This is a genomic window from Halioglobus sp. D3-4 (assembly GCF_055809315.1).
This window is the reverse complement of record NZ_CM147907.1, coordinates 3,175,935-3,191,808: the sequence shown is the minus strand read 5'-3', so window position 1 is coordinate 3,191,808 and position 15,874 is coordinate 3,175,935. Positions and strand designations below refer to the sequence as shown.

Genomic DNA, 15,874 nt, shown 5'->3' with positions numbered 1-15,874 from the left:
TAACCGCGGCTATGTCCAGCTATCTGTATGGCGTGTTGGCCCTGCTGCTGTGTGTGGCGGGTGTGGTCTTGCTGCGCCTGAGCTGGCGCAGGCAGCGCACCGCGCTGGTCTGCACAGGGTGGCTGCTGCTAGTGCTCTCCCCGGTGGTCTGGTCAGTGAGCGCTGGCGTGGAGTTCGCAGTCAGTTATGCACTGCTGGCGCTGTCTATTGCCGCCTGGCTGTTGATTGCCTTCAATGTCGAGCGCCAGCCGGCGAAGGCGGGCAATGGGGCAGTGGATACTGCGACGCTGCCGGCTACCACCGCGATGCATAAACTCGGTACATTCCTGGTGGCCGGACCACTGGCCGGCATTGCCAGCCTGTTCGCGTGTGCACTGCTGGTGGGACTGGCATCGGAGGCGGCAAGCCGCGGTAACAGCATGGTGCTGACGGCCTTCCTGTTTCCGCTGGTATGGGGCGCAGCGGTCGTGTGGGTGTGTGCTGGCGACCGGCTGGGCCGGACTGCCGGGTTGTTACTGCTGATATGTGTTGTTGCTGGGTTGGGCCTGATGCCATGAAATTGTCTCCCTCTCCAGACCTCGTAAAGCGCAACCTGAGTGCGCACTCTGTTGTCGGCCTGATGGTGGGTGCCTTGATGTATCTGGTCTGCCTGACCGGGACAGTGGCGGTGCTGGCGTTTGAATTCGAGCGCTGGGAGCAACCGGCGCCAGCGGAATTCATGCAGTATGACGAACAGGTTCTCCAGCGTGCCCTGGCAGGGTTCCTTGAGCGTGTGGAGTCTGTCGGGGAAACCGTTTTTATCGTACTGCCCACTGCAGAGTTGCCGCGCATCCATGTGGCCGATGAGAATCACGAGTGGTTTGTGGAGCCGGACGGCTCGTTGGGGCCGGCAGTTGCGGCACCCTGGACGGAGATGCTGAAGGATCTCCACATCAGTCTCCATTTGCCGACCTCCGTTGGCATAGTCATTGTCAGCGCCCTCGGTGTGATGCTACTCGCGCTGATTATTTCCGGGCTGCTGGCCCATCCGCGCATTTTTAAGGATGCATTCCGGCTGCGCAGCGGTGGTTCCAGACGGCTGGAAATGGCCGACCTGCACAACCGCCTCTCGGTGTGGGGGCTGCCTTTTCACCTGATGATCGCGCTCACCGGTGCATTGTTCGGGCTTCTGGGGCCACTCGCGCTGGTGGCGGCCACGGCGTATTACGGGGGTGATCAGGACGCTTTGGTGGCGGATGTCTACGGTGCTGATCTGGTAGTAGATGAAGCTGTCCAGCGACTGCAAATCGGTACGGCGTTGGCCCATTTGCGACAAACGGAGCCGGACGCGGAGCCGATATTCCTGATGATCCAGCAACCGGGAACGCGGGGGCAGTTGCTGGAGGTAGCCGCGCGCGTGCCCGGGCGCCTGATCTACTCAGAGATCTATCAGTACGGCGCTGACGGCAGCTATCTGGGACATCAGGGGTTTTCCGATGGTATCGCGGGTCGCCAGGCGATCTACTCTATCTATCGCGTACATTTTGGCCAGTTCGGGGGCGGTGCGGTAAAAGTGCTTTACCTGCTGTTGGGGCTGGCGCTGACCGTGGTGTCTGTGTCCGGGGTCAATATCTGGTTGGCGCGACGCGGCGGGCGCGACTGGGTCAACGCGCTGTGGTGTGGCACTGTATGGGGTTTGCCTCTGGCATTGGTGGCAGCGGCGCTGCAGGGGCTGATTATTGGCATGAACCCGCTTGGCGGGTTTGTGCTGGTATGGCTGTTGGCGATGGTGCTGTGTCTGCGCGTCGCAGACGAAAACAGGAGCGCCAGGATATTGCAGTATGGCTGCGCAGCGGCACTGTTACTGCTATTACTTGATTACTATATCGTGCATGCTGATTATTTCGGCCTGCCGGGTAATCTCACCATCAACGCGGGTCTGTTGGTTTTGGCCGGCGTTTTTGGTGTATTGGCGTACCGGCGCGGAGCGTCCGCTGTTTCTTGATCGCCATTATTGACTCGCTTCCTCGCTTGTACTGGCCGTTGGGACAGCTGATGCAGGAACTCTGACAGCCGACTCGCAGTCGTTTACCCATGGTTTCATTTGCCCCTGCCTTCTATAATGCCGAATCTTTTCGCCATCAATGAAGAAGCGGGTAGCTATGAGTGATACCGGAAAAGGGTGCGGACTATGAAGCGCTGGAACGGCTGGGGTGACGACAGCAACGATCTCGACTACGAACTGAGCAGTTCCGCGCTGGGTTTTCTGGAGGGGTTGATTGGCAAGGCCACGCGGCTGCCGGATGCGAGTCTCGAACAGGCGCTGGCGAAGGTGCCGGAATCTCGCCTGCCGCCAAACAGTCTCTATAGTATTGATGCCGAGGAGCGCCTGCGACACGCGCGCGGCCAGAGCCTGCCCGATTGGTTGGCTCTGCGCAGTGGTGAGCCGGGGGTATGCCCGGATGCGGTCGCATTTCCAGAGAGTGGCGAGGCGGTTCGCACGCTGCTGCAACATGCACAGGCACACCAGATTGATGTGATTCCCTACGGCGGAGGTACATCCGTGGTCGGGCATATCAATCCGGAGAAATCCGATCGACCGGTGCTGACCATCGATATGACGCGGATGAACAAATTGCTGGCGCTGGACAGGCAAAGCCAGCTCGCGACATTCGGCGCGGGCACTATCGGGCCGAAAGTCGAGTCGCAATTGGCCGAGCAGGGCTATACCCTCGGGCACTATCCACAATCCTGGGAGCTGTCGACCATCGGTGGCTGGGTGGCCAGTCGTTCCAGCGGGCAGCAATCCATGCGCTACGGCCGCATCGAGCAGATGTTTGCCGGTGGACGTATAGAGACGCTCAAAGGCACGCTGGATATCCCCACATTTCCCGCCACCTCAGCCGGGCCGGACCTGCGGGAATTTTTCCTCGGTACCGAGGGACGCCTCGGCATCATTACCGAAGTGAAAGCGCGGGTGACGCCCCTGCCCGAACACGAGGCGTTCCACGTGCTGTTTTTCCCCTCGTGGGAAATCGCACTCGGTGCTGTGCGGGAAATCGTGCAGAACAAGATGCAGTTATCCATGATGCGCCTGAGCAACCAGATGGAAACCTTTACGCAGCTTAAGCTGGCTGGCAGTGCGCGCGTTATTGCGATGCTGGAATGGTATCTGAAGAAGCGTGGCATCGGCGACGACAAGGTGATGTTTACCTTCGGCGTGACGGGTTCGAAGGCGCAGTGTGCTGCGGCGCTTCGCCTGACCCGGCAGATTGCCAAGCGCCACGGCGGCGTGGGCGCGGGCCCGGCGCTGGGGAAAAAATGGGAACACAGCCGTTTTCGTTCGCCGTATCTGCGCCACGGCCTGTGGGATGCCGGCTATGCGGTGGATACGATGGAAACGGCGATTGATTGGGTGCGTGTCGCCGATGCCGCTGCCGGCATCCAGAGTGATATCGCCAATGCGCTGGAGGATGAAGGGGAGAAGGTGCACGCGTTTACGCACCTTTCGCATATGTACGGGCAGGGCTCCAGTGTCTATACCACCTACATTTTCCGCTGTGGCAATAGTTATGCAGAAACGCTGGCGCGCTGGGAGAAGCTCAAGGCGGCCGGTGCGCAAGCCATTGTCCGATTCGGCGGAACCATCAGCCACCAGCACGGTGTGGGCAAGGATCACGCGAAGTATTTGCAGGCGGAGAAAGGCGAGTTGGGCATCGAAGCGATTCGGGGTCTGGTCACCGGGTTCGACCCGCAGCAGCAGATGAACCCGGGCAAGCTGCTGCCCTGATTACGCGACGTCAACGCAAGGCTCAACTATGAATGCGCAACATACCGGCTTTACCGATCGCGATGGCCTTTGGCAGTCGCTGGAGGAAGGCACACAGGATTGGGATCTGGTCGTTGTCGGCGGCGGTATTATCGGTGCAGGCATTCTGCGCGAAGCTGCACGCCGAGGGCTGAAAGCCCTGCTGGTAGAGCAGCGCGATTACGCCTGGGGTACCTCAAGCCGCTCCTCCAAAATGGTTCATGGTGGGCTGCGCTATATCTCCCACGGCGACATCAAACTGACCAGGGATTCCCTGCGCGAGCGCGAGCGACTGCTGCGCGAAGCGCCGGGGCTGGTGGAGCGGATGGGCTATCACTTTACGCTGCGTAAAGGCGTTTTCCCCGGGCGCATTCCTTTTGCTATGGTGCTGTGGCTATACGACAAACTGGCGGGCATCAAGGATCATCGCTATCTCAGTACAGCGAGTTTTGGCGAGCATTACAGCGGCGTCAGTACCGATGGCCTGACCGGTGCGATGTACTATACCGATACCGTCACCGATGATGCCCGGCTGGTGCTGCGCGTACTGCAGGAGGCCACTGCAGCGGGCGGTGCCGCGATGAATTACACCTGTGCGACATCGCTGATCAAGCAGCAGGGGCAGGTCGCAGGTGTGGTGTTGCAGAATATCGATAGCGGGGCGCAGGTCGAGGTGCGCTGCAAGGCGGTGATCAATGCCACCGGTGCCTGGGCCGATCGCCTGCGCAATGAGGTCAATCCGGAAAAACGCATCCGTCCCCTGCGCGGCAGCCATCTGGTATTGCCACGGCAAAGATTGCCTGTACCCGACTCCCTGTCGCTGCTTCACCCCATCGATAAGCGCCCGGTATTTATCTTTCCGTGGGAGGGCGCGACCGTCGTCGGGACCACCGATCTCGATCACCGCGATGATGTCGATCAGGAGGCGAGCATCAATGCGCAGGAGTTGGATTACCTGTTGCAGGTTATCCAGTTGATGTACCCCGATCGCGGCATCACTGAAGCTGACATCATTTCTACCTGGTCGGGCGTGCGCCCGGTGATCGGTTCGGACAAGTCCACCGACCCTTCCAAGGAGCGGCGCGATCATGCAGTGTGGGTCGACGGTGGTATGGTGACTGTCAGCGGCGGCAAACTCACCACCTTTCGCCTGATCGCCCTCGATGCGCTGGCGGCGGCAGCGCCGGTTTTGGGTAACATACCTGTCAGGGAAGCCAGTGACGCCATTTTCCAACTGCCTGAGATCAGCGCAGAGCAACTCGATACCAGCAAGGCGCAGTGGGCCAAGCGCCTGATCGGTCGCTATGGCAATAACGCGCAGTTGTTGCTCAGTCAGGCCAGTGCGCCGGAGCGGGAACTTATCGAGGATACGCAGTTCTGTCTGGCTGAGTGTCGCTGGGCGGCGCGTCATGAATCGGTGCTGCATCTGGATGATTTGCTGTTGCGGCGCACGCGCCTCGGTTCGCTGTTGAAAAATGGGGCTGAATCACTGTTCCCCGCATTGAAAGCGATCTGCGAAAGCGAATTGAAGTGGGACGAGAGCCGCTGGCAGGTTGAGGAGGCGCGCTATCGTGAGATCTGGCGCAAACACTATTACCTGCCAACGGTGTAATGGCTTTCACGGGACAGGTCATGGAAAATAATAAAGCCTATGTACTGGCCATCGATAACGGCACGCAAAGTGTCCGTGCGCTGGTGTTCGACCTTGACGGACAACTGGTCGCCAAAAGCAAGGTGGATATCGAGCCGTATTTTTCCGAGCATCCCGGCTGGGCCGAGCAGCACGTAGACTATTTCTGGGAAAAATTGTGCGAGGCCTGCAATCAGCTCTGGCCACAGTTGGACTTCCCCCGCAGCGCGATCAAATCGGTGGCGTTGACAACGCAGCGTGCGACGGTGGTCAATCTCGATAGCGAGGGCAAGCCGCTGCGCCCGGCCATCGTCTGGCTGGATCAGCGCCTTGAAGAGAATCTGCCGGGTATGGGGCTCTGGGGGGCGCTGCTGGCGCTGGCCGGTGAAAGTGAAACCGTTCGCTTCTTTCGCAGTCAGGCCGAAGCGCACTGGATCAAGAATCAGCAACCTGAAATATGGGCGCGTACCGAGAAACTGCTGCTGCTCTCAGGCTATCTGACCTACCGGCTGACGGGGCGCTTTGTGGATTCGGTGGCGAGCCAGGTCGGGTATATTCCGTTCGATTTCAAGCGGCACAAATGGGCTGGCCCGCTGGACTGGAAGTGGCGTGCGCTGCCCATCAAACGCCGCCAACTGCCCGAACTGGTACCCCCGGGTTCGCCGCTCGGTACGATTACCGCTGAGGCCTCGCAGCAGACGGGGATTCCGGAGGGCCTGTCGCTGATTTCTGCCGGTGCCGATAAAGCCTGTGAGGTCCTGGCGTCGGGCTGTCTTACGCCTGATACGGGTAGCCTGAGTTATGGCACCACGGCGACCTACAACAGCACCAACACACGCTACATAGAAACCATCCGGCACGTGCCGGCGTATCCGGCGGCCATGCCCGGCGCCTACAATTCCGAAACGATTGTGCAGCGCGGCTACTGGATGGTGAACTGGTTCAAGCGCGAATTCGGCTTGCGCGAGACGCGCCTGGCCGCTGAGTTGGGCGTAGAGACCGAGACGCTGTTTGACGACCTGCTTAAGGAGGTGCCCGCCGGCGCGATGGGCCTTACTGTGCAACCCTATTGGTCTCCGGGTGTACGCATCCCCGGCCCTGAAGCCAAGGGGGCCATCATCGGGTTTGGCGATGTTCATACCCGCGCCCACATCTACCGCGCCATTATCGAGGGGCTGACCTATGCCCTGCGCGAGGGCAAGGAGCGGCTGGAAAAACGCAGCGGGCATCGCATTACAACGCTGCGGGTATCCGGTGGTGGCTCGCAGAGCGATGAGGCGATGCAGATCACGGCCGATGTGTTTGGACTCGCGGTGGAGCGACCGCATACCTATGAGACCTCCGGGCTGGGTGCGGCGATCAATGCGGCCGTCGGTGTCGGGCTGTACGCTGATTATGCCGAGGCATTGGCGCATATGACGCATCCGGGAGAGGTTTTCACGCCGATAGCTGAAAATGTCGAGATTTATGACAGGCTGTACAAAGAGGTCTATCTAAAAATGTATGACCGGCTGAGTCCTCTGTATGGATCGATACGAAAAATAACAGCTTATCCCTTCTAGTTTCCCACGCGTTGTGCCGTTGATTCAGTGCTCTCGCGCCATCCTCTGTCAGCATTTTTTACACATGGTCATTTCTTCCGAAATCGCAAAACGACTAACACATTGATAAGCGGTTATTTTGTGATCTGTGGCATAAAACCTGCCTCTTTATCTCTGTAATTCACCGGACCTGTGCTGCGCCACTTCGCTTGTGAATGAGGAATACGTTATGAAATATCAATTCGGATTTCGAAAGCTCTGCCTCGCAATTATCTGTTCTCTGACCTCTTTATCGACCCAGGCCGTAGAAATACTGTTTGCCCATGTTTCCAATAGTCATGCGGCGTACCATATTGACGGCAACGAGATTGCCGGGTATGTGAATGCCCTGGCTGGTTACAACGTCACAATTCGCGATCTGCATACCGCGGTATACAATGACTATGGTAACTTCGATCAGGTGTGGGTTTATGACCTCTATGTCGGGGCGGACAACAACGCCGCGCAAGTGGCTAACTACCAAAACATCAGCAGCTGGTACAACGGGCTGGGAATGGCCCAGCAAAACCTGATAGTGGACGGCAGAATTATTTCATCAGCGACCGGCCTTCCCTGGCATGCGGAACCTGAATGGATTCAGAATTATGCGTTGGAGCTGATGGACAACGGCCGCACTGGCGGACTTTTACTAGGCACAGATCACAGCCCCTTTCAGTCGGGCATCAATCAGATAAACGCAGGTATTGGTATCAATCCGTTCGTCGGCGATGTGTCGTCAACCTACTCAGTAGTGGACACCAACTCTCCGCTGTACACGGTTGCTGGAACATTTGACTGCCCCACCGACCCCGGTAAACGGTGCATCTGGGATAACTCCTCACCAGGCTATGCGCCGGCAGGATTACAGGCCAATGGCCAGACACTCACGCCAGTGGCTTACCACGGCACCACCAATGATGCGTTTGACAACGCCTCGGTATCCTCTACATTGGGCAGTAGTACTTTCGGCACCTGTGGTAATCCTGGGCAGCCTCCCTGTGAAACCCCTGTACCCGCGCCCTTGGTGCTGATAGGCGCCGGTTTGTTTGGTCTTGCCTGGTCGCGGCGCAGGGTCATTACGCGCTAGCAAGTGGTTTATCCGCTAGAGGGAGATGCCACGCATTCTCCCGGACTCAAAGCATCAGAAAAAGGAGTTTTCTCCCGATGAAATGCCATCTACGTATAATGTTTCTACTGATGCTGTTGCTTTCAATCCAGGCAAAGGCTGCAGTGATTGTTCAAGAGTATACCGATTCGCTCCGGTTGCAGGGTCCTACATATTTGACGCATAGTTTTGATCCCTTTGATGCAGCCCTGGGAACGCTCACAAGCGTGCGGTTTGAAGGCATTACGCGGATGGCTCCGGTATACGATAGCTTCCACTGCGGTGAAGTCGCCGGCTGTGAATTGTACGGAGCAGCATGGGCGCGTGTAGCGCCCTTCTCGCAAGGCGGTATGATCCAGACTACCGGCCACTCGACGTTGATTATGGGCAATCCCAGTAACCCGACGAGCGTTGACTGGTTCGCTTCGGTAACTGACTATTACACGACCGAGCTCGATGTTTTTATCCATGCCCCCACATTTTACACACACGGTGATGCCTGGTGTTTTGACTGTCTGTCCACCTCAGAGCCGCAATACGATCTTATTTTAAGGTCATCCATTGCGTACACTTACACGCCCGCTGCGGTACCGCTGCCGGCCACTATGTTGCTTATGAGCATTGGGCTTGCAGGTGTAATGTCGCTGCGGCGCCGCCGCGCTCCCCGCGCAATGCGCTGGTCCTGAACGTATCCCCCAACCAACCACATACCTGTCGGGTATGGTCTCCTGGCATCACGCATCAGTACTCTAGCCGACCTCAATGGGACAGTAGGTCAAAGAAACAAAAAGGTTGTAGGTCGATTTACCAAGTGGTTATATGCTCGTTCCAAGTGCGGCACGCTCTGCCTGCATTAGCGCTGTGCGCAGTGAAAAGCCAACGGAAGGTTTTGCTGGTGATGAACTGCTTTTTGGAGGAGTACGCGTGAATCACCTACCTGTAATCAAAAACAAATTCTTGTGCAAGCCAATAGTTGTAATGCTCGGCGTGCTGTTTCTGTGTTCAGTGCTTTTTGCTTGTAGTGACGGTAGTGACGGCGGAAATAGCGATAACAGCCCTGGCGATATACAAACCCGTTCTTCTGGTCAGGCACTGTTGGGTCCTTTGGTGGGTGCATCCGTCGATCTCTTCTCGCTGAGTTCACTCGCCGTTCCGGTATGTACCACCATTACGACAGACAGTGATTCTCTGGAAGCCGCAGGCTTGATCGAGTTTGATGATGAGTGCCTTGTTGGTGATGGGCCCTATATTGTTGCTGTCAGCGGCGGTAGCGATATTGACGCCAACGATGACGGGGTTGTGGACGCAACTCCGACGGTGATGAATGGCGAGCTGTTCGCGTTGCTGACTGCTGAGCAGATTCGTGGGCAGGACTGGAAGATCAATATCCTGACGCATGCGATATACGCTCGTGTGCGGTATATGCTGGCATTGGGTATGGAACAGGAGGCGGTGCTGGCGCAACTGACCCCTCTGGCAAACGAACTCCTGCGGGACGATATCAATGGCGATGGTGCCGTCGACTATCAGGACGCACTGGCATGGTCGCCGAGACGGAGTGATTCGGGCCTTAGAATGTCTGCTGACGAGGTAAAGGGCCTCACGGAAAGTGTTCATGCTGGGACATCCAGAGAATACCTGGCACTTCATCCGCCTGGTCAAGGCAGCACTGAAATTGAGACAGAGGTGTTCAGTTCGGTGTTATCTGTCGCGGGTGATCGTGCTTACATTTGTGGGGAAGAGGCGTTGGAGGTTGTCGATCTAAGCCAGCCCTGGAGTCTCTCTCGCATTGCGTATTATTCCGACTTCCAGGTATTTGCGTTTTCCGGCATCAGGTTAGGTGACTGTGCCGCGACCACAGATGGTTACGTTTACTATTTTGATCTCGCTGGAGATTCGATAGGCATACTGACGCTTGAAGATACCAGCAGCGTTGCTGTGGCACTGGTGCCCAATGAGGGTTTGCCAGCGGTGCGCGAAGCTCGCGTCATAGGTGACAGGCTATACGTGAGCACATTTGCCGTTCGGGATGATGACCAAGGGCAACTCGAGATTTATGACATTGAGAATCGGCTCGCCCCGGAGTTACTGAGTAGCACTGTATTTGATGGTGTTATCCGCGACTTTACCTTCGGGCAGGGCGGCTTGTTGTATGTAAGTGTCTCGGGTGATGAGCTGGTCGTTCTTGACGGTGTAGATGACGACTCCCCACAGGTGGTTGGACGTTTCGATATCCCGGGTAACGCCATATCGGTTGCAGTGAGCGGTGACCGGGCCTATCTCAGCCTCATTGATTTCGCCGAGTCACCGTACCGGGCTGAGTTACTCACTGTGGACGTTAGTGTGCCAACCGATATCAAAGTCATAGGGCAGGGGCTGACCTTTAACGCTCAGCTCAGTGCATTGCAGGTTTCAGGGTCATCGTTATTCGGCTTACAAATTGATGAACCCAGCCCACTTACCACTTCGCCGATCTATCACCTGGTTCGATTTGGACTGGGTGACCCGGATGCACCGGAGCGTATTGGTACGATCCGCGGCAGTGAATTTGGCACTTCAGGTTCTACCCGGCCCGATTTCGCGCTCGCCAATGGCAATGCCTTCCTGCTGGGAGGGCCCGATGGCCTGCGCTCACTCACGCTGCCAACACCATCGATCGACCCGGGCCTGCTGGCTTTCGAACCCACTGCAGGGATAGTCTCCGGATTGCGCATCAGTAATGGTATCGCTTTTCTGGCGGTCCCCGACGTCGGTGTGTATGCGATAGATATTGCAGACCCGACTAGCCCTGAAGTGATCAGCCTGTCACAGGGAGAAGACGAAAAGAATACAGATGACCTCGCGCTGGATGGTGACACGGCTTTGCTGCTGAATGGCAACACGGATTTGTTGTCGGTACCAAAGGGTCCCCCGGGTACCCGCGTCGTAGACATTTCCGATCCCTCGTCTATTACACAGGTCGGCAACATTGCGATGGAAGGTTCGTTCACTACAGCAACAGGGGCGGTGATACAGGACAATATTGCTTTCATTGCGGCCTTCCGGCGGGGCTTGTCGATTGCCGATATCAGTGACCCGGCCAACCCGGTGGCTCTCGCGAATTTCCCACTGCCAGACGAAAGAACCCGGTATATCGGGGTCGGCATTGCGGGTGATCACTTACTGGCGCTCGACAATCGCTCAGGTCTGGACATTATTGATGTTTCCAATCCCGGGCAACCGGTGGTGGTGAGCACCTATACCTCCACGTTAGGCCCGCGGCGCGACCCCTGGAACCCGGAGAATGTCGCGATAGCGGGTGGGTTCGCCTATATTAACCAGACAGATTTGATCGTTCATGGATTGCAAGGCAGCTTTCTGCCGCCTGATTACGTGGAAATTCTAGGCGGGTTGGAAATAATCGATATCAGTAATCCACTTTCACCGACATTTGTCAGTAGGGCAGCCACCTCCGGAAAATCGTTGAGCGCTGCGCTCAGCGATAATCTGATTTTTGTCATGGATTCTACCGGGCTTATCGATGTGATCGACAACACTGACCCGGTGCAACCAAATCTTCTGCATTCCATCAGGGTGGGTGATACTCCGAGTGCGATTGCTGCAGACGAGAGCTTCATATATGTTGCAGGCTCCAACGGCTTGTATGTCTTTCAGCGCCCCAATTTTGACGGGCTGCCCTGAGGCCGATGACTGGCTGCTATTGCTGCGCCAGCAATTGCGCCAACGCATCGACCTGTTCCTGCCGCTGTGGCAGAGTCAGTCTTGCTGCACTGTTGAGCGAAGACCACTGCGGGTGAGCGCGGGATTTCTGTAACGCATCGGGCAGTTTTTCCTCGCGCCACAACTTGTCCGCCGTGGGCATCGAGACCTTGATGCTGTCCATGGCCGCGTGTCCGCGGGCGTCGAGCGCCCGCACCAGTTGTCGCTGGCGCAGGGCCAGCAGGCGCAGCACACTCTCATCCACAGTCAGTTCGCGGCGGCCCTTGAGCTTGCCGAGCAACCGGTTGCCATAGCCGCGCGCGGTCTGCAGTGCGCCGCCGGCGATAGCGCCGGCCAGCGCGGCAGTGCCGAGGGTCAGGCCGCCGACCAGAATGTCTACGCCAGCGCCGGCCGCTGCGCCGGCGGCAATGCCGCCGCCGACCTTCACGCCCAGCTGTTTCAGGGTCTCGGGGTTGAACAGGTCATCGCCCCAGCGGCCGCCCAGCAGGGGTAATTCGGAGGCGGCGGCGTCACCCGGTCGAAACGCATAGAGCTTAAGCAGGGCTTCAACGCACTGTTGCTCGCGCTGGCGAATGGTGTTGCGCAGTTCCTTCACTGCGTGCGCTTCCGACTCCTTGTCGTTCTTCACGCTGTGACGGTAGGCGGCGCAGTCGATCAGCAGTTCAGCGATTAGACGGGTGGCGCTGGTATGACGCTGCTGGCGTTGCATCTCGTGGCTGCGCACCAGCCGCGCCAGCTGCTCGCGGGAATCTTCAAGCAGCAGTGCGAGGCTGTCATAGAGCCGTTGTTCACCGTCCTGTGGTGGCGCTACACTGTCGAAGCGCACCATTGCATGCAGTCCGAGGCGGGCCAGCGCCTCTCGCCATTGCGGTTCGCGCTGCTCCGAGCTGCTGACAAAGTTGAAGATCGGCAGCAGCGGTTTACCGCAGCTGGCGAGGATAGACAGTTCATCGCGGTACTTCGCCAGTACCGGTTCGCGTGCGTCAATCACATACAGCCCCGCGTCCGAGGCCAACAACTGGCGCAAGACTTTAGCTTCCTGCTCAAACCGCTGGCGAGCCTCGCTGCCCTGCAGGAAACTGGCGATACGCGCGGGACCGTCGAGACGCTCGCCGGGGCGCTCCAGCCGTTCCAGGTAGTCGAGCAGGGCGATGGCATCTTCCAACCCCGGTGTGTCGTATAACTCCAGCAGTGCTTCACCGTCTACCGACAACCGCGCCCCTTCCACATGCCGGGTGGTGCTGGGGCGGTGAGAGACCTCGCCGAAACCCACATCGCGGGTCAGCGTGCGTAGTAGCGAGGTTTTGCCTACGTTGGTATGGCCAACCACGGCCAACTTCAATGGCCTACTCACTGCCGCTCTCCAGCCAGTTGAGCGGTGCGTAGTCCGCGATCGGGATGCCAAGGTGCTGCAACGCTGTGTGCCAGTCCCCGAGACGCTCATGGTCCAGCGTCTGGTTGGGTGGCGCCGGCAACAGCCAGATACGGGTTGCCGCAGCATTTCGCGCCAGCTCGGCGATCAGTCCCAGACTGCCGCGGTCCGGCGAGCGCCGAGGGTCGCAGGCAATTACCAGTCGCTCCGGGGGCTGGCGCGACATGTGCTCCAACAGGTTTTGTCGCGATTCACGGCTGTCGAGGATGCCGGCATTGGTTACCCCCGTTGGCAGTGCCGGGGGCCAGGGCTGCTCGTCATCCAGTTCGATGGCGACCAGCATTGCTCCGGTGCCTGTCTGGTCCGTGGCGCCGAGCTGTGTGTCGGGCAATTGATCTGGTGCGGCATCATTGACACCCAGTCGTTCGCTGCTGGGCATCAATGGTTCGCGCAACTGGGCATAGCCCGGTAAACCCAGGTCCAGTTCCAGCAACCGGCGGCCTACGCGCCAGCGCCATAGGCAGAAGATCGCCAGCATCAGGCGCGGTGCAATGCCATACATCAACAGTACACCTACCAGCCAGGCCGCCCAGGCCTGGCGGGCGTTCTCAATATTGAGTGCCGCGTCGCCGCTGGCGCGAATCATTTCGGGTGTGGGCACATTCAGACCCAGCCACGCGGGTAGCGCGCCCAGAGCCTGAGTGAAGGTTACAAAGGTGTCGCTGTGTAAAATGGTGGTCTCCCATACGAAACCATAGCGCCGTGTCGCCATCAGCAGAAGCATGAACGCAAGCGCGCTCAGCAGTGCCAGCAGCCAGACACTGTGGGTCACAATACCGATAGCCCAGCGATTCAAGTGGCGCCGCTGAAGCAGCAGTAACAGCGCCGGTGCCAGTTGTGCCGCCTTGGCATCGCGCGCGAGTTTCTCACTGAGCCACATCCAGAGTCGACCGAGGTTGGCTTTGTGTTCGCCAGCGAAAACCAGCCCCAGAATCCAGCCAAGCAACAACAGAATATTCAGGCCGAGCAGACTCCCCAGTGCCCAAAATACGTTGACCGGGGCCTGGCCATTGCCCAGTGCGGTAAATGCCAGGCCGGCACCGCTGACAACAGCCAGGGCGATGAGGGTATAAAGAGCCAGCCGAGCACCCTGCAGCCAGTGCTCCATGGCATCCAGCAAACCATCGCGCTGTGCCAGCCAGACGGCGCGGCACTGGAGGCGGGTGGGGAGGTCTCCTCCAGCCTTGCGTGCGAGACGGTTGGCTTCTACATCATCCAGTGGGCCCGCCTGTTCTTCGCGTAGGCGCACGGCCTCGGTGAGCCAGAGACGCTGCAGGGGTGTCGGTTCTGTCACGCGGTGTCCTGTTTCATCAAAACCCGAAGCATAACCGCTGCGGAGACAGCCTGCACCCCGGACGCTGCTGTGCTGGCGGGTTGGCCCTGACTACCACAAGCAGACTGCACTTTATCGTTCGCCGGCAATCGTAAGCACAGAATCAGTACTTGAATGGGGGGGGAATATTACCAAGTGATTTCCCTGTTAACACAGTATAAGCAACCCTATAATCAGTGAATCCCTCCCATCTGACAACGTGTTATGGAGAATCACAAAATGAAAAAGTTAGCACTTTCCCTGGCAGTTTCTACGCTGGCGATGTCTGCATCGGCAATGGATGCAATGCCACCGGAAGCCGGTTTTTCTGGCTTTATCGCAGCAGGTGCCGCAGGAGGTCAGGTTGAGTCAAACTTTCTGGCTGAAATCCTGAGCATTGACCTGAGTAACGACGACATCTACCAATACGATTCACCGGATCAGACGGACATCATCATTCCGAGCTTTGGCTACAATCTCGGATATACCTTCGCCGGTGGTAAGACGCGTATTTATCTGGGCACAGCAGTGGAAGACTCGCTCGATTTCTCCTCCAACACGGTATTGGCTGTGCGCCATGATTTCGACTCGATCGGTAACGTCGAGCTGGCCGGTCTCGCCCCGGGTGCTGCCAAGCTGGAAGTCTGGGAGAACCCCTACCAGTTGGGCTCAAATCGCAGCTCTACAGAGCGCACAACTAGCGGTGGTCGCATCACCTGGGACAAGATGTTCGGCACCGGTCTGGAGTTTATCGGTAATTTCAGGAAAGTGGATATCGATGACGAGCGCAGTGGCCAGGGGCTTGGCCTTACCCAGAACGAGCAGAAGTTGCTGGATCGCGAGGGTGATTTAACCCGTGTCGAACTGGGATACGCGATGAACTTTTCCGAGGAAAACCTGATGGTCCGCCCCAGTGCCGCGTATATCGACCGCGACCTGGATGGCAACGCGATGGCGCAGGATGGTTATGAGTTGGGTATCAGCCTTACCTATGACGCAGGTAAATACGTGTGGATGAACAGGGCTGCCTACCAGAGCCTGAACGGTGACGAGACCAACCCGATCTTCAACGAGAAGAATGACGCGGATATTTACATGCTGGCCAGTGAAATCCGTGTCCCGGACCCCTTCGGCTGGGAGAACTGGTTCACTACTGTGGGTGTGCAGTGGGCCGACAACAGGGCCGATATCGACTTCAACAAGAGCTCTGTAGCTATGTTTTCGGCGCATATCGGTCGTCGTTTCTAGTCTAACGAGCTTCAAACAGTGAGCCCCGACAGCTTGGCTGGCGGGGCTTTTTTGTGCCTC

General features: G+C 58.0%; 11 protein-coding genes. 9 read left to right on the top strand and 2 right to left on the bottom strand.

Annotated features, from left to right (window positions below):
• The first annotated feature begins 11 nt into the window (after positions 1 to 11).
• From AC0L6S_RS13760 to AC0L6S_RS13725, 8 genes are all read left to right on the top strand, one after another.
• The gene (locus tag AC0L6S_RS13760; protein WP_473424582.1) at positions 12 to 557 is read left to right on the top strand and encodes a hypothetical protein; all 546 of its coding nucleotides are present in this window, start codon (positions 12 to 14) and stop codon (positions 555 to 557) included.
• Positions 554 to 1,984 (top strand): PepSY-associated TM helix domain-containing protein, encoded by a 1,431-nt coding sequence (locus tag AC0L6S_RS13755; protein ID WP_473424581.1) that lies wholly within the window; start codon positions 554 to 556, stop codon positions 1,982 to 1,984. The genes AC0L6S_RS13760 and AC0L6S_RS13755 overlap by 4 nt, the downstream gene beginning before the upstream one ends.
• A 186-nt stretch (positions 1,985 to 2,170) precedes the next feature.
• Positions 2,171 to 3,769, top strand: a complete 1,599-nt coding sequence (locus AC0L6S_RS13750; protein WP_473424580.1) for an FAD-binding oxidoreductase — start codon at positions 2,171 to 2,173, stop codon at positions 3,767 to 3,769.
• Between the two features lie 28 nt (positions 3,770 to 3,797).
• Positions 3,798 to 5,399 carry a glycerol-3-phosphate dehydrogenase/oxidase gene (locus AC0L6S_RS13745; protein ID WP_473424579.1) on the top strand — a complete coding sequence of 534 codons (1,602 nt, stop codon included), beginning with the start codon at positions 3,798 to 3,800 and terminating at the stop codon, positions 5,397 to 5,399.
• A 20-nt stretch (positions 5,400 to 5,419) separates the two neighbouring features.
• Positions 5,420 to 6,979 carry an FGGY-family carbohydrate kinase gene (locus AC0L6S_RS13740; protein WP_473424578.1) on the top strand — a complete coding sequence of 520 codons (1,560 nt, stop codon included), beginning with the start codon at positions 5,420 to 5,422 and terminating at the stop codon, positions 6,977 to 6,979.
• A 208-nt stretch (positions 6,980 to 7,187) separates the two neighbouring features.
• Positions 7,188 to 8,084, top strand: a complete 897-nt coding sequence (locus AC0L6S_RS13735; protein ID WP_473424577.1) for a PEP-CTERM sorting domain-containing protein — start codon at positions 7,188 to 7,190, stop codon at positions 8,082 to 8,084.
• 194 nt (positions 8,085 to 8,278) lie between these two features.
• Complete coding sequence (locus AC0L6S_RS13730; protein ID WP_473424576.1) at positions 8,279 to 8,788, top strand: PEP-CTERM sorting domain-containing protein; 510 nt, start codon at positions 8,279 to 8,281, stop codon at positions 8,786 to 8,788.
• Between the two features lie 238 nt (positions 8,789 to 9,026).
• A complete protein-coding gene (locus AC0L6S_RS13725; RefSeq protein ID WP_473424575.1) occupies positions 9,027 to 11,783 on the top strand; it encodes a hypothetical protein in 2,757 nt (918 codons plus the stop codon).
• Between the two features lie 16 nt (positions 11,784 to 11,799).
• Here the strand turns inward: AC0L6S_RS13725 and AC0L6S_RS13720 are convergent, their stop codons facing one another.
• Together AC0L6S_RS13720 and AC0L6S_RS13715 are read right to left on the bottom strand one after the other, a co-directional pair.
• Entirely contained in the window at positions 11,800 to 13,176 is a 1,377-nt protein-coding gene (locus tag AC0L6S_RS13720) for a DUF3482 domain-containing protein (RefSeq protein WP_473424573.1), read from the bottom strand.
• The gene (locus tag AC0L6S_RS13715; RefSeq protein ID WP_473424572.1) at positions 13,169 to 14,548 is read right to left on the bottom strand and encodes a DUF2868 domain-containing protein; all 1,380 of its coding nucleotides are present in this window, start codon (positions 14,546 to 14,548) and stop codon (positions 13,169 to 13,171) included. The genes AC0L6S_RS13720 and AC0L6S_RS13715 overlap by 8 nt, the downstream gene beginning before the upstream one ends.
• Before the next feature lie 258 nt (positions 14,549 to 14,806).
• Between AC0L6S_RS13715 and AC0L6S_RS13710 the strand changes: the two genes are divergently transcribed.
• Entirely contained in the window at positions 14,807 to 15,814 is a 1,008-nt protein-coding gene (locus tag AC0L6S_RS13710) for a DUF2860 family protein (protein WP_473424571.1), read from the top strand.
• The last annotated feature ends 60 nt before the right edge of the window (positions 15,815 to 15,874 follow it).

Coding starts and splice junctions, on each gene's coding strand:
- AC0L6S_RS13760 (WP_473424582.1), top strand. CDS start 12: ATGTCCAGCTATCTGTATGGCGTGTTGGCCCTGCTGCTGTGTGTGGCG.
- AC0L6S_RS13755 (WP_473424581.1), top strand. CDS start 554: ATGAAATTGTCTCCCTCTCCAGACCTCGTAAAGCGCAACCTGAGTGCG.
- AC0L6S_RS13750 (WP_473424580.1), top strand. CDS start 2,171: ATGAAGCGCTGGAACGGCTGGGGTGACGACAGCAACGATCTCGACTAC.
- AC0L6S_RS13745 (WP_473424579.1), top strand. CDS start 3,798: ATGAATGCGCAACATACCGGCTTTACCGATCGCGATGGCCTTTGGCAG.
- AC0L6S_RS13740 (WP_473424578.1), top strand. CDS start 5,420: ATGGAAAATAATAAAGCCTATGTACTGGCCATCGATAACGGCACGCAA.
- AC0L6S_RS13735 (WP_473424577.1), top strand. CDS start 7,188: ATGAAATATCAATTCGGATTTCGAAAGCTCTGCCTCGCAATTATCTGT.
- AC0L6S_RS13710 (WP_473424571.1), top strand. CDS start 14,807: ATGAAAAAGTTAGCACTTTCCCTGGCAGTTTCTACGCTGGCGATGTCT.